Here is a 13971-nt window from a genome sequence, read left to right on the forward strand (position 1 = left end):
GCGGCGGCCCGGCCGGCCCCTGATCAGGTCGCGTTCTCTCCGGGGACGACGACGCCGGACTCGTAGGCGAGCATGACGGCCTGGGCGCGGTCGCGCAGGCCGAGCTTGGTGAAGACGCGCGCCACGTGCGTCTTCACCGTGTGCTCGCTGACCACGAGGCGGGCGGCGATCTCGGCGTTCGACAGCCCGCCCGCGATCAGCACGAGCACCTCGTTCTCCCGCGCCGTCAGCGTGGCCAGCTCCGACGGCGCCTGCGGCCGGTTGCGCCGCTGCTTGGTGAACTCCCGGATCAGCCGCCCGGTGACCTGCGGCGCCAGCAGCGAGTCGCCGCGCGCGACGACCCGGACCGCGGAGACCAGCTCGTCGGCGGTCGCGTCCTTGAGCAGGAACCCGGACGCGCCGACGGCCAGCGCCTCGTAGACGTACTCGTCCACGTCGAAGGTGGTCAGCACGAGGACGCGGACGCCCTCGGAGCCGGGCCGCGCGAGGATCCGGCGGGTCGCCTCGATGCCGTCCATGCCGGGCATCCGGATGTCCATGACGACGACGTCGGGGCGGTTCCGCTCGGCGAGCGCGACGGCCTGCCGCCCGTCGCCGGCCTCGCCGACGACGGTGATGTCGTCCTGCGCGTCGAGCAGCGCGGCGAACCCGGCGCGGACGATGGTCTGGTCGTCCGCCACCAGCACCCGGATCACCGGCGGGGCTCCGTCCCGGGGCGGGCGAGAGCGCGGTCAGCGGCGGCCGGGGGGCGCCTCGGAACCGTGTCCACTGGTGGAATTCCCCTCCCTCGTGAGCGGCAGTTCGGCCTCCACCAGGAACCCGCCGTCGGTGGCCGGGCCGGCGGAGAACCGTCCGCCCAGCATGGTCGCACGTTCCCGCATGCCGACGAGACCATGTCCGCCGCCCGGTCCGCCGCCCGGTCCGCCGCCCGGTCCGCCGGGCCGCGGCGGGGCGCCCTCCAGCCGGGTCGGACCGGCCGGGCCGCCGCCGGCCGGGTCCAGTACCGCGGTACGCGCGGCGGGATCGTCACGGTTCAGCACCCGCGTCGACCCGGCGGAACCCTCGTCGCGGACCCGCACCGCGAGCCGGTCCGGCAGGAAGGTGAGGTCGACGTGCACACCGGCGCCGGGCGCGTGCCGCCGCGCGTTCGTCAAGGCCTCCTGGACGATCCGGTACGCCGACAGCTCCACGGTCGTGGACAGCGCGCGCGGGTCGCCGTGCACGGCGAGGTCGACGGCGCCGCCCGCGCCGCGGTGCTGCTCGATGAGGTCGGGGAGCCGGTCGAGGCGGGGCTGCGGGGAGTTCGCGGCGTCCGGTTCCGGCTTGGCGTCGGCGCGCAGCACGCTGAGCAGCCGGCGCATCTCGACCAGCGCGTCCCGGGCCGTCTTGGCGATCTCGGTGTAGCCGGCGCGGGCCTCGGGCGACAGGTCGTCCATCGTGTACGGGGCGGTCTCCGCCTGCACGGCGATCATGGAGACGGAGTGCGCGACGACGTCGTGCAGCTCGCGGGCGATGCGGGCGCGCTCGCGCATGACGGCCTGCTCGCGCTGGACGGCGGTGAGCCGGGTCAGGGTCTCGTTGGTGCGCTCCTCCGCCTCCGCCTCGGTGCGGCCCGCGGACTCGACGGCGCGGCGCGCGTCGCCGAGGCCGATGGCGGCCAGCACGGCGACGACCGCGGCGGGCCAGGGGACGTCGTCGAGCGTGCCCGTGGCGAGGTAGACGACGGCGACGGTGGCGACGCTCCCGGCCGCGAGAACGCCCGCGGACTGCCGGGGCAGCTGCCGGCCGAGCGCGTACAGCGTGTAGAGCGCGGCGAACGCGGTGGTGATCAGCAGCTGCTGGCCGGTGAGCAGCCCGGCCGCGAACGCGCCGAGGACGACGGCCGCGACGGGCCGCAGGTTCTCGCGGCGCCAGACGAGCGGGACCGTCGAGGCGACCGCGAAGCCGCCGGCGAGGCTCACCGGGGACCCGGTGCTCGGCGCCAGCTCGGCGAGGGCGGCGATGGTCAGCGCGAGACCGGTGAGGGGCGCGAAGTACCAGGCGCCGGTGAACTCGGTCCAGGTGCTGATCCAGCGGGGCAGCGGCGCCGTCTCACCACCGGGACGCGGCGGCATGCCGGGAGCGCCGGGCATGCCGGGGACGGGCGCGCGGCCCGCGCCGTTCAGCCGGGCGCCGAGCCTGACGGCGAGCGGCCGCAGCAGGTGCCCGATGCCGGTGAGGATCCAGAGCAGCAACTGCCCCACCCCCGCGACGATCCGGCCGGACAGCCGCCACGCCTGGTGCGCGAGGGCTGGGCCGAACCCCGCGGGGTCGGGTCCGGTCCGGGCCTTGTCATCGGTGGTCACTCCTCAATACTGACCGCTGGTCGGGCATATCACCTCACCGTGCGGTGGTATGCGCGCGGCCGGAATCCCCCTGGAGGACGACCCCTGGTCCCTCCTTGCGGTGGACGTGCGGACGACCGGCGCAGACGTAATGTCTTAACCGTGACCGCGACGGCGGCGCCGCCGACGTAGGGGGTTCGGCGGGGCTGCCGCGGTCACGCCAACCGCCCGGTTTCAGGGGTCCGGGCGGGGAAGCATGGGAAGCACCTCGCCGGACGGCCGCGCCGCCCGCCTCCGCGGAGGCACTCGCCGGTCTCGCCTGGGCTGGGGTTCGGCCGGCATCCTGTGCCGGCCGCCCGGCGAGGGATCCCATGCGGCCGCCCGCGCGTCACACCTCGCCCGTGGCCTTCCCGGCCGGCTTGGCGGGGTTCCTGCGGTCCGCCTCGTCGAGCGCCGGCTCCAGGTAGATCAGTTCCGCCTCGGGGATCACCGCGCGGACCTTCGCCTCGGCGGCGTCGATGCCGCGCGCCACCTCGGCGGCCGTGTCGTCGTGGTAGACGGCGATCTTGGCGGCGATCAGCAGCTCCTCCGGGCCGAGGTACTCGGTCCGCATGTGGATGACGTGGTCGACCTGCTCCACCGACTCCAGCGCGTCGATGATCCGCTTCTCCTGCTCGGCGTCGACGCCCTCGCCGATCAGCAGGCTCTTGGTCTCGATCGCCAGCACCGTCGCGACCAGGCCGAGCAGCAGGCCGATGCCGACGGTGCCGATGCCGTCCCAGACCCCGTCGCCGGTCGCGACCGCCATCGACACGCCGAACAGCGCGAGGATCAGGCCGATCAGCGCCGCCGCGTCCTCCAGCAGGACGACCGGCAGCTCCGGGGCCTTCGCGCGGCGGATGAACGCCCACCACGAGTGCCCGCCGCGCAGCTGGTTCGACTCCTTGATCGCGGTGCGGAAGGAGAAGCCCTCCATCCCGATCGCGATGACCAGAACCGCGAACGCCCAGATCGGCGACTCGACGTCCTCCGGGTGCCGGATCTTGTGGTAGCCCTCGTACAGCGAGAACGCCGATCCGACGGTGAACAGCACGACCGCGACGACGAACGCGTAGAAGTAGCGTTCCCGGCCGAAGCCGAACGGGTGCTCGGGCGTCCGGTCGCGTTCGGAGCGCTTGCGGCCGAGCAGCAGCAGGCCCTGGTTGCCCGAGTCGGCGACCGAGTGGATCGACTCGGCCAGCATCGACGACGAACCCGTGAACGCGAACGCGACCATCTTGGACGCGGCGATTCCGAGGTTGGCGGCCAGGGCCGCGATGATGGCCTTCGTCCCACCCTCAGCACTCATCTAGGCAATCCTCGCTTTGAGCTCTTGAATGGCCGGCACGGGCGTCGGGTCGACGCCCAGCGTGATGGCCAAGTAAACCGTGACGTAGTCGGCCAGCGCGATCATTGTCGCGATCCTCTCGAGCGGATGGTCGCCCTCGGCGAGGATCTCGGTCACCGCGACGCCCCGGTCCCGGGCCATCTCGACGGACGCCGCGCGCCGCTTGGCGGTCTGCGGGTGCTCCTCGGTGTCGCGGAGGACGACCAGGTGCAGGCCGTGCTCGGCGTCCTCGGCGCGGTCGCGGAAGAAGTCGTCCGGATCGGCCGGCGAGCCGCCGCCCGCGAAGAAGCCGTCGAACGCCATCACCTGGTTGTGGTCCGCCTCCGGCAGGCCGCCGAAGACGCCCGGGTACTTGGCGTTCTCGTTCAGCTGGCAGCACATCCGGTACGCGGCCGTCTCGGCGAGCGGCGACGTCCCCCACACCAGCGGGACGTCGCCGGCGAGGTCCAGCGCGATCCGCTTCGCCGGGTTCACGAACGGCTCGCTGTCCGGGCGGCACCGGTGCGCGACGTCTTCCAGGCGGGCCGCCGTGGACTCCAGCACCGCGTCGGGGACGTCCGCCAGGCCGAGCGTGCGGGCCGCGACGAGCAGCGGGACGGTGAGCCCCCACAGCGTCGACCGGGGCTGCCCCACCGACCGCACCGGCACGAACAGGCCACGGCTTCGGGCGGCGAGGTCGGCCAGCGGCGAGCCGGCGCCGCCGACGCACAGCAGCCGGCAGCCGCGCCGGGCCGCCTGCGCCGCCACCTCGAGGGTCTCCTCGGTGGAGCCGGAGCAGGACACCGCGATCACCAGGTCGGCGGCGCCGACCCAGCCCGGCAGCCGGTACCCGCGGACGGTCGTGACCGGGACGGGGCAGCCGAGCCCGCACACCGCCGCGAGCACGTCCCCGGAGATCCCGGAGCCGCCCATGCCGGTGACGACGATCGCGCGGGGGCGGCCGTCCTCGGCGAGCGCCGCGACGCCCGCCTCCTCCGCCGCGCGCCGCGCCTCCCGGATCTGCGCCGCGGACGAGGCGACCTGGCGGAGCATCCCGCCCGGATCGGACGCCTCGACGTCCTGCGCGTCCTCCAGCCGGGCGGGGTCCAGCGTGCTCACGAAGCGGGGGCCCGGGCCTCGTCGACGAGGAGGACGGGGATGTCGTCGCGGACCGGGTAGGCGTAGCCGCAGGAGCCGGTGCACACCAGCTCGGCGGCCGCCTCGTCGGGGCGCAGCTCGCCGCCGCAGTTCGGGCAGGCCAGGATCTCCAGCAGCCAGTCGTCCAGCTTCATGCTCATAGCAGCGTCACTTCTCCCTCACGATGGCCAGGACCTCGTCGCGGATCGCCGCCATGGTGGCCTCGTCGCCGGCCTCCGCGTTGAGGCGCAGCAGCGGCTCGGTGTTGGACGGCCGCAGGTTGAACCACCATCCGGCGGCCTCGTCGCCCACGGTCAGGCCGTCCAGCTCGTCGATCGTAACGCCGGGGCGGCCGGCGAACGCCTCGCGGACCTTGCCGGCGGCGGCGTCCTGGTCGGCGACCTCGCTGTTGATCTCGCCCGACGCGACGTACCGCGTGTACTCGCCGAGCAGCGCCGACAGGGGGCCCTTCTGCTCGCCCAGCGCGGCCAGCACGTGCAGCGCGGCGAGCATGCCGGAGTCGGCGAACCAGAAGTCGCGGAAGTAGAAGTGCGCCGAGTGCTCGCCGCCGAACACCGCGCCCGTCTCGGCCATCGTCTGCTTGATGAACGAGTGGCCGACCCGCGTCCGCACGGGGGACCCGCCGTTCTCGGTGACGATCTCCGGGACGGCCTTCGAGGTGATCAGGTTGTGCACGATCGGGGCGCCCGGGTGCTTGGCCAGCTCGCGCACCGCGACCAGCGCGGTGATCGCGGACGGCGCGACGATCTCGCCGCGCTCGTCCACCACGAAGCAGCGGTCGGCGTCGCCGTCGAAGGCGAGGCCGATGTCGGCGCCGGTCTCGCGGACCTTGGCCTGCAGGTCGCGCAGGTTCTCCGGCTCGATCGGGTTGGCCTCGTGGTTGGGGAAGGTGCCGTCCAGCTCGAAGTACAGGGGGACGAGGTCGATCGGCAGCCCCGCGAAGACGACCGGGACGGTGTGCCCGCCCATGCCGTTGCCCGCGTCCACGACGACCTTCAGCGGGCGGATCGCCGACAGGTCGACCAGCGTCTTGAGGTGCTCGGCGTAGCCGTGCAGGACGTCGCGCCCCGACACCTTCCCGGGCTCGCCGCCGTACGCCGGGACGCCGCCGTCGACCATCTCGCGGATCTCGGTGAGGCCGGTGTCGCGGCCGACCGGCTTCGCGCCCGCCCGGCAGAGCTTGATGCCGTTGTACTTGGCCGGGTTGTGGCTGGCGGTGAACATCGCGCCGGGGATGCCGAGGTCGCCGCTGGCGTAGTAGAGCATGTCGGTGGAGCCGAGACCGGCCTCGACCACGTCCGCGCCCTGCGAGGTCGCGCCGCGCGCGAACGCGGCGGCCAGCGGCCCGGACGACTCGCGCATGTCGTGCGCGGTGACGACGGCGTCCGCCCCGGTCACCCGCACGAACGCCGCGCCGGCCGCCTCCGCGACCGCTTCGTCCAGCTCGTCGGGCACGACGCCGCGGATGTCGTACGCCTTGAAGATCTTGGCGAGGTCGCCCACTCCTGCTCCCCTGTACGCAAGTGATGGCCGTGTACGCATGTGATGGCCGACGGGTCGGCGGGACCACCGAGCCTACCGGGAAGCGCGGCGGCGGCCCGAGCCGGTGCCGGTCACCGGCGTGACCGGGGTCACTCCTGCGGCTGGGTGCCCGCCGGTTCGGAGCGCAGCACCCGCAGGTGCCCGCGGCGGCCGACCTCGGTGCCCTGGCCGACCGGCTCCTGGCCGGTGCCCGGCGCGGGCCGCGCGGCCTCGCGGACGGCGTCGGCGAGCGCCTCGAGGTCGTCGGCGCTCGGCTCGGTCTCCTCCTCGACGGGGAGCCGGACCAGCTCCCAGCCCATGGGGGCGGTCAGCCGCTCCGAATGCTCCGCGCACAGGTCGTAGCAGTGCGGCTCCGCGTACGTGGCCAGGGGCCCGAGGACGGCTGTCGAGTCGCGGTAGACGTACGTGAGCGTGAAGACTGCGGGCGCCTTGCAGGCGGTGCGGGAGCAGGTGCGGACGGGGCTCACGATGGCCGACCGTACCTCGCTCCCGGCGCCGCCGCCACCACCCGGGCGCACGTGTCGCCGTTACCGGCCGATTTCCGGGGTAACAGTTACATACCGTGTGGCCCTGAACCCTTACCGTGGGGTCGCTGTCCGGGACGTCACGATGGTGTTCCCGGGGTGGAGAAGGTGTTCCTGGTGCGGGGACCGGGATTCGCGTGCGGCGGGAGGTAACCTGAGGGAGTGCGATCCCGTGTGGCAGGCGTACGGCGCCGCGATCGGCACGGTCGCGGCGTCCGTGGCCCTCTGACGCCCCCGCAGGCGCCGGTCTCGCGGACCCGCGCGGAGAAGTTCGACGACCTCGTCCACGACGAGGTGCGGCGGCTCGGCGCGCGCTGGGGCCGGGAGCTGTCCGGTGTGGAGTTCGGTGTCGAGGAGGTGCCGGACGTCGAGCCGTGGTTCGACGGTCCCGTGCCGCTCGGCCGGACCCTGCCGAGCGAGGCCGGCCGGCCCGTCCGGATCGTGGTGTTCCGGCGGCCCGTGGAGGCGCGCGCGGCGGGCGAGCAGGAGCTCGGCCGGTTGGTGCGCGACCTGCTGGTGGAGGAGGTCGCCGACCTCCTCGGCCTCTCCCCCGAGTCCGTCGACCCGAGCTATGACTCCCCGGACGACTAGCGCGACGACCGGGACGGCCCCTAGCGGATGAGGGCGGTCTGGCTGTCGCCGGTCGGCGGGAGCCGGACGGTCGTCGGCGCGGGCATCAGCGGCAGGACGGTGAACAGGTACCCGTCGCCCTTGCCCTTCGCCATGGTCCGGGCCGCGTAGACCGGCCCTGAGCCCGGCTTGACCGTGATGACGGCCCCGTAGCCCTTGTCGCCGCTGCCGTGCGGCGCGGCGAGCTTGGTCTCGACGGTGCGTCCGGCGCCGATCTCGACGTTCTGCGGCGCGCCGCTCCCCTGCGCGTCCATCGTGGTGATCTGGACGGCGGCGCGTCCGGCCGGGGCGGTGAGGACGACGGACGCGTCGTAGCGGTCGTCGGCGATGACCGCGGACGCCCCGGACGCGCCGCCGAGCGGCTCGGTGGCGGTGCCGTAGGCGACATCGGCGCCGCGCGAGGCCGAGAAGCCCGCGATGATCGGCCGGTCGGAGTCCAGCCGGATGGCGGCGGCGCGGCCCGAGAGCGCGCCCGCCAGGTCGACGGAGGTGACGCTCTGCGCGGGGGCCTCCACGGTGTCCTGGCCCTGGGGGGCGAAGGCGCCGGCGGCGGTGACGGCCCGCACCCTGATCCGGGCATCGGCCTCGCCGGGCACCGCGACCAGCAGCTTGCGCTGCCCGTCGCCGCCGGGCACGCCGGGCACGACCACCGACCGCGCTGGTCCCGGCGAGAGCGGGAGCCACTCGACGCCCTTCCGCTCGCCGATCCGGACCCGCAGCGACGCGGCGACGCGGCCGGCGGTGGTGTGCACGTTGAGCGCGAGGTCGCGGGCGGTCTCGACGATGTCGCCGAGCCCCTCCGGCTGCTTCCCGATCTTGATGACGCTGGTGCTGTACGGGGCGACGGGCGTGGCGCGGCCCTCGGTGGTGTCGAGCGGCCCCTCCCCGGACAGGCCGGTGACATCGACGGACGCGGGCCGCCCGTCGATGTTGGTGAGGTACAGCTCGAGCCGGTCGGCGGCGAGCGGGCCGGGGCCGAGGAACCACAGGTCGGCGCCGGGCCGGGCGCAGCGGCCGGTGGCGAGGCCGCGGTCGTCGCCGTGCGGCCAGTAGGTGGTCTGCTCGGCCTCGAGCCCGGCGGCGAGGGCGCCGGTGGCCCGGACGGTGAAGGAGTCCTCGGTGGTGCCCATGTCCTTCTCCCAGCCCTGGCCGGTGGTGGTCATGGAGGCGAGCGGGGAGCCGCCGCGGGTCTCGGTCACGTCGAGGCGGCCGCCGGTGCGCTTCTGCCGAAGGGACTGGACGCTGACGCGGCCGCCCTCGTGCCCCGGGCAGACCATGACGGCGGCGTTCACGGGCGCGCTGCGTGCCTTCTCAACCGCGTTCCCGGGCCGGGAGAACGAGGCGGCACCGTAGAGGGCCGCCAGCCCGACCAGGACGAGGGCGGCGATGGCGTACCGCATGCCGAGGAGCTTCAGCACTCTGTCCATGTCAGCTCTGCTCCTCCGAGACCACAGGCTCCGGCTCGGTCTTCGGCTCGGGCGGAGTCTCGGCCGGCGGCTCCGGTGCCTCCGCGACCGGTGCCGGTTCGTGGCGGACGCCGGCGCGGTGCCCGCCGCGCGTGCCGCGCCTGGCCCGGCGGCCTCGCCGTTCGCGCCGCTCGCGGTTGCGGTCGCCGTCCGGCACGAGGGTGTCGGCGCGCGCGCCCGGCAGCGCGAGGACGGCGACCAGCAGCACGGCCACGCCCTGGACGGCGAGCCAGGCGTGCCGCATGAACATGCCGCGCGTCAGCGTGAACTCGCCGCCGGACGGCGGGACGTCGTAGCCCTGCGCCCATCCGTCGACGGTCCGCGACTTGAGGCCGTGGCCGTTCAGCCGCGCCTCCCAGCCGCCGTCGGCCGGTTCGGCGAGCAGCAGTGTGCGCGCGCCCGTACCGGCGGGGATGCGCACTCGCGCATCGATCTTGCCCGCGCGCAGCGGCGTGATGGCGGAGCCCTGCAGGAGCATCATGCGGGCGGAGTTCGCCTGCAGACGCCACACGGCGAACGATCCCGTGCGGCTGAGGCGCGACAGTTCCGGCGCCGCGTCCAGGACCTTGGTGACGGGGTCGGAGCCGGGATGCGGCACCAGCACGTACTGGACGCCCATACGCGACAGCGCGGGGCCGTCGTCGCCCTCCCGGTTCGCGGCGAGGCCTGCGACCAGCTCGTCCAGGCGCCGCGCGCCGGGCCCGTCCGCGAAGGTCTCGGCCTCGCCGAGCCTCGGCCGGTCGCCGCGCAGCAGCGTGTAGGAGACGCGTCCGGACGGGGCGCCGTGCAGCACGAGGGTGCGCGGCCCGCCCGGCGCCTTGACGAACTCGGGGACGGTGTCCGCGTCGACCGTGCCGAGCGGCCCGCCCGCGCCGTGCGCGATCCACGCGCCCGCCGCGAGCAGCGGCGCCGTCAGCGCGGCGAGGACGACGACCGCGCCGCCCGCCTTGTAGATCAGGTGCTTGCCGGCGAGGACCTCGGTGCCGCGCTGGACGGCGGCGGTCGCGGCCAGCAGCACCCCCGCGCCCGCGAAGACCAGCGCGACGCCGGGCCAGGCGGGCGCCGCGTCCGCGCCCTTGGTGACCGTCGCGGCGCCGGCGAGGATCGCGACGAGCAGCCCGGCGACCGCCAGCAGCCAGCCCGCGAGGACGGCGGTGCGGCGGCCGCGCAGCGGCAGCGCGCAGACGGCGGCGGCGAACAGCCCGGCGAACGTCCACCACACGGGCGTGCCGGGGCCGCCCGGGTTCAGGGCGAGCAGCTCGGTGGCCGACGCGGGGCCGAACGAGCGGTGCAGCCCCGCCTCCAGCAGGAACCGCGACGGATGCAGCAGCAGCCCGGCCGTCCAGGGGAACAGCAGCAGCGGCGGGACGGCCAGCGCGATGACGAGGTTGCGGCGGTCCTGCCCCCTGCGGCGGTCGAACAGCGCCCAGACCAGGCCGCCGCCCGCCAGCGCGAGCGGCCATGCGAGCGGGACGAACGCCGTCGCGACGGTCAGCAGCAGCGCGACCGCCCAGGCCGCGCGTCCGGCGCGCTTGCGCAGCGTGGCGGGGTCGGCGGCGAAGCGCGGCAGCCCGTACATGCGGGCGACCTGCACCGCGATCAGCGGCAGCAGGACGAGGACGACCGCGGTGCCGATCCGGCCGCCCGCGATGGCGCCGGTCGCGGCGGGCAGCAGCGCGTACACGGCGGCGAACCACACGCGGACGGCGGAGACGGGGACGCGGCGGCCGGCGGCGGCGCGGGCGCGGCGGCCGGTCCGCGGCGGCTCCAGCACCAGGATCCGGGACGCGCGGTAGGCGGTGAGCCCGGCGAGCGGGACGCTGCCGAGCAGCAGGACCGCGACCGCGAGCCACGGCTTGCCGAACAGGACCGTCGACAGCAGCGCGAGGAAGCCGACATACGGGGGGCTGCCCGCGCCGGTGCCGAGCCCGACCGGGTGGAAGCCGGACAGGTACTGGTCCCACAGGTCGCTCGCGCCGCCCCACGCGGGCACGAGCGCCCCGCCGCCGAGCCGCGCCGCTCCGGTGATCAGCGACCGTTCCGCCGCGACGGTGACGGCGGCCAGCGCCAGCACCAGCAGCACGCCGGGGCGGGCGAGCAGCCGGCGGATCGGACCGGGCTCGTCGGTGATCTCGTCCTCGGACTCCCGCTCGTGCTCGTGCGCCGCGAAGAACTCCGAGACCGCCTCGGCGCCGCGGCGCAGCACGACCATCCGGGGCTGGAACCGCCGGACGCTGCGGTGCACGCGCGCCCGCCCCTCGGCGCGGACGGCACGGGCCCGCCGCAGCCGGCCCGGATCGCGCAGCACGTCGGCCAGCGCCGCGAGCTCCGCGCGCGCTTCGGCGGGCCGCTTGGTGATCGTCAGGGCGAGCGCGTGCAGCAGCGACGCCCACACGTTGCGGACCAGCGACCGGAGCATGGCGCGGAACGGCTGGTTCGCCAGCAGCGTCCACAGCGCGTTGCGGCGGTCGCGGCGCAGCGGGTGCTCGGACGTCATGCCGATCTCGCGCAGGCCCCGCCGCGCGGCCTCGGCGTGGTACACGACCGCGTCGGTCGCGACGACGACGCGGTGCCCGGCCGCGTGCGCCCGCCAGCAGAAGTCCAGGTCGTCGCGGAAGATGCCGTACTCGACGTCGAACCCGCCGAGCCGGTCCCACACGTCGCGCCGCACCAGCATCCCGGCGCTGGAGACGGCCAGCACGTCGCGGACGCCGTCGTGCTGGCCCTGGTCGAACTCGCGGCGGTCGACGCCGGTCCAGCGGCGCCCGGCACCGTCCACGGACGTGCCGGTCTCGCGCAGCACCCGCCGGTCGGCGAAGTCGCGGATCTTGGGGCCGAGGACGGCGATGCCCGGGTCGGACTCGGCGGTCCGCAGCAGGTGGCCGAGGGCGTCGCGGTCGGGCACGGAGTCGTCGTGCAGCAGCCAGATCCACTCCGTCCGCGCCGGGAGGTCGGTCGGGGTCGGTTGGTTGGGGTAAAGGCGGCCCGGCTCGTCGTCGGGGACCGGGGCGGACGCGGCGTCCTGGCGCAGCGCCTCCGCGACGGCCTCGCCGTAGCCGGTGGTGCGGGGCAGCGTGAGGACGTCGTGCCCGCCGATCACCTCGGCGAGGACGGCGGGGCCGCGGTCGCGGCTCCCGGTGTCCACGGTCACGAGGCGCTGCACGGGCCGCGCCTGCGTCAGCAGCGCCTTGAGCGCCTCGGGCAGCCAGCGCGCGCCGTCATGGGCGACGAGGACGGCCGTGACGACATGGCGATCGAGTGTGGGGGCCAAGGATCGCTCGATCTGTGGGACGACGGTTGTTCCCTGCTGAGAAGACAGCAGCCGTGCCGACCATCGGGTCGGCACGGCTGCTTACTGTACGCGTGGCCTCGCGAGCACGCTCCGGATCCCCGGGATCCGGGCCCCGGCGCGGCCGCCGCGGGCGTTCCGGAGGGGCTCAGCGCGGCGCCGCTCCCCTTCGGCGCCCGCGAACCGGCCTGCCGGTGACCCGCGGGTCGTGGACGTCAGACGGCTTGGCGCTTCAGCTTGCGGCGTTCGCGTTCGGACAGTCCCCCCCAAATACCGAAACGTTCATCGTGCTGCAGCGCGTACTCCAAGCACTCCGTCCGCACCTCGCATGCCCGGCACACCTTCTTGGCCTCGCGAGTGGAGCCGCCCTTCTCCGGAAAAAACGCCTCCGGGTCCGTCTGCGCGCACAGTGCGCGCTCCTGCCAGCCCATCTCTTCGCCGTCTGTGCCGTGCGCCAGCGGGATGACGACCTCGCTCACAGCGCACCTCCTGCCCGTGGAACCCCCTGGTCAATGCCGTCCTCAAGATCTCTCCCCCGGGAAGGCATTGAAACTACACCGACGAAATTACACGCGTGTAGCGCCCGCCCCGTCAAGCGGAACGAGTTTCCAGGGCGACATAACGGGCTATGTGGTGAACCCCTCGCCGACCCTCAGATGAAGATCAGTCAATCGGCGGGTCAGCGCGGCGGATCACCGCGGACCGGCGCCGGTCACTGCGGCGGCGGGGGCCGGTCGTCGCGGTACCAGTCGCCGCCCTCGTCGGGCCGCTGCTCGCCCTGCGGCTGCCCCGGGTGGGTGCCCTGCGGGCCCGCGCCCTCCTGGCCGGACCCGCCGTAGGCGCGGGTCCACTCGCCCATCTCCTCCTGCTGGTCGGCGGGCTGCTGCGGCTGCTCGCCCCCCTGCGGCTGGGACGGCTGCCCCGGCTGCGGCTGGCCGGGCTGCGGCTGGCCGGGCTGGCCGGGCTGCGGCTGCACCGGCTGGCCGTACTGCTGGTACTGCGGCTGGCCGTACTGCTGCTGCCCGTACTGCTGGGCGTACTGCTGCTGGGCGGCCTGCTGGCCCTCCGCGCCCGGCTGGCCGTACTGCTGGTACTGCTGGTAGCCCTGCTGGCCGTAGCCCGGCTGCCCGTACTGCTGCTGCCCCTGCTGGTAGCCGAAGTCGGGGTAGCCCTGCTGCATCTGCGGCTGCGGGCGGGCCGGCTGCATGGCCTGGAAGACGGTGAAGACGAACCAGGCGCCGACACCGATCACCGCGAGCTTCCCGCCGCCGGCGAGGAACACCGCGAGCTTGCCGAGCGCGCTCACGCCGTCGGCGGCCATCGCGCTCAGCCAGGAGATGACGGCGAACAGCGCGGTGACGCCGAGCACGCCGAGCGCGCCCATGGTGATGGTGCGCGCCTGCGGGGTCGGGGCGCCCCAGGTGCTCAGCAGCACCGCCAGGACGACCAGCCCGACACAGACGATCTGCGTGAACAGGGTGTCCTGGGCGGCCGACAGCGCGCGGTACGTGAAGGAACCGTCACCGCCGAGCAGCAGGATGATGCCCGCGAGCAACTGGACGCCCGCGGAGGCGAGCAGTACCCAGGCGGCCGGTTCGCGCAGGCGCTGGACGGCTTCCTTGTTCACGGTGGCTTCTCCAGACCGAGGCAATCGGATGACACGCAAAGCTTT

At 74.7% G+C, this 13971-nt stretch carries 12 protein-coding genes; 1 reads left to right on the forward strand and 11 read right to left on the reverse strand.

Annotation, left to right across the window (positions count from 1 at the left end; translation table 11 throughout):
- Nucleotides 1-23 precede the first annotated feature (23 nt).
- From F8568_RS00890 to F8568_RS00920, 7 genes are all read right to left on the reverse strand, one after another.
- Nucleotides 24-695 carry a response regulator gene (locus tag F8568_RS00890; protein ID WP_151590140.1) on the reverse strand — a complete coding sequence of 224 codons (672 nt, stop codon included), beginning with the start codon at nt 693-695 and terminating at the stop codon, nt 24-26.
- Nucleotides 696-731: 36 nt separating this feature from the next.
- Nucleotides 732-2345, reverse strand: coding sequence for a sensor histidine kinase (locus tag F8568_RS50110; protein WP_328600660.1), 1614 nt, complete (start codon nt 2343-2345; stop codon nt 732-734).
- Nucleotides 2346-2712: 367 nt separating this feature from the next.
- Nucleotides 2713-3672, reverse strand: coding sequence for a cation diffusion facilitator family transporter (locus tag F8568_RS00900; protein WP_151590142.1), 960 nt, complete (start codon nt 3670-3672; stop codon nt 2713-2715).
- On the reverse strand, nt 3673-4809 hold the full coding sequence (locus F8568_RS00905; protein ID WP_328600661.1) for a bifunctional phosphoglucose/phosphomannose isomerase: 1137 nt from the start codon (nt 4807-4809) through the stop codon (nt 3673-3675). It lies immediately after the preceding gene.
- Nucleotides 4806-4988, reverse strand: coding sequence for a Trm112 family protein (locus tag F8568_RS00910; RefSeq protein ID WP_151590144.1), 183 nt, complete (start codon nt 4986-4988; stop codon nt 4806-4808). The genes F8568_RS00905 and F8568_RS00910 overlap by 4 nt, the downstream gene beginning before the upstream one ends.
- A 7-nt stretch (nt 4989-4995) precedes the next feature.
- Nucleotides 4996-6351: a phosphomannomutase/phosphoglucomutase gene (locus tag F8568_RS00915; protein WP_151590146.1), complete on the reverse strand. Its 1356-nt coding sequence runs from the start codon at nt 6349-6351 to the stop codon at nt 4996-4998.
- A 128-nt stretch (nt 6352-6479) separates the two neighbouring features.
- Nucleotides 6480-6857 (reverse strand): DUF3499 domain-containing protein, encoded by a 378-nt coding sequence (locus F8568_RS00920; protein ID WP_151590148.1) that lies wholly within the window; start codon nt 6855-6857, stop codon nt 6480-6482.
- A gap of 231 nt (nt 6858-7088) precedes the next feature.
- On the opposite strand from F8568_RS00920, the gene F8568_RS00925 reads away from it, so the two are divergent.
- Nucleotides 7089-7505 (forward strand): metallopeptidase family protein, encoded by a 417-nt coding sequence (locus F8568_RS00925; RefSeq protein ID WP_151590150.1) that lies wholly within the window; start codon nt 7089-7091, stop codon nt 7503-7505.
- 20 nt (nt 7506-7525) lie between these two features.
- On the opposite strand, the gene F8568_RS00930 is transcribed toward F8568_RS00925, so the two are convergent.
- From F8568_RS00930 to F8568_RS00945, 4 genes are all read right to left on the reverse strand, one after another.
- Complete coding sequence (locus F8568_RS00930) at nt 7526-8971, reverse strand: DUF5719 family protein (protein ID WP_151590152.1); 1446 nt, start codon at nt 8969-8971, stop codon at nt 7526-7528.
- 1 nt (nt 8972) lies between these two features.
- A complete protein-coding gene (locus F8568_RS00935; protein ID WP_151590154.1) occupies nt 8973-12281 on the reverse strand; it encodes a glycosyltransferase in 3309 nt (1102 codons plus the stop codon).
- Between the two features lie 233 nt (nt 12282-12514).
- The gene (locus F8568_RS00940) at nt 12515-12730 is read right to left on the reverse strand and encodes a WhiB family transcriptional regulator (protein ID WP_171064042.1); all 216 of its coding nucleotides are present in this window, start codon (nt 12728-12730) and stop codon (nt 12515-12517) included.
- Nucleotides 12731-13011: 281 nt separating this feature from the next.
- Nucleotides 13012-13926, reverse strand: a complete 915-nt coding sequence (locus tag F8568_RS00945; protein ID WP_160573455.1) for a hypothetical protein — start codon at nt 13924-13926, stop codon at nt 13012-13014.
- Nucleotides 13927-13971: the final 45 nt, after the last annotated feature.

Source organism: Actinomadura physcomitrii (assembly GCF_008923205.2).
GTDB classification, from domain to species: Bacteria; Actinomycetota; Actinomycetes; order Streptosporangiales; family Streptosporangiaceae; genus Spirillospora; species Spirillospora physcomitrii.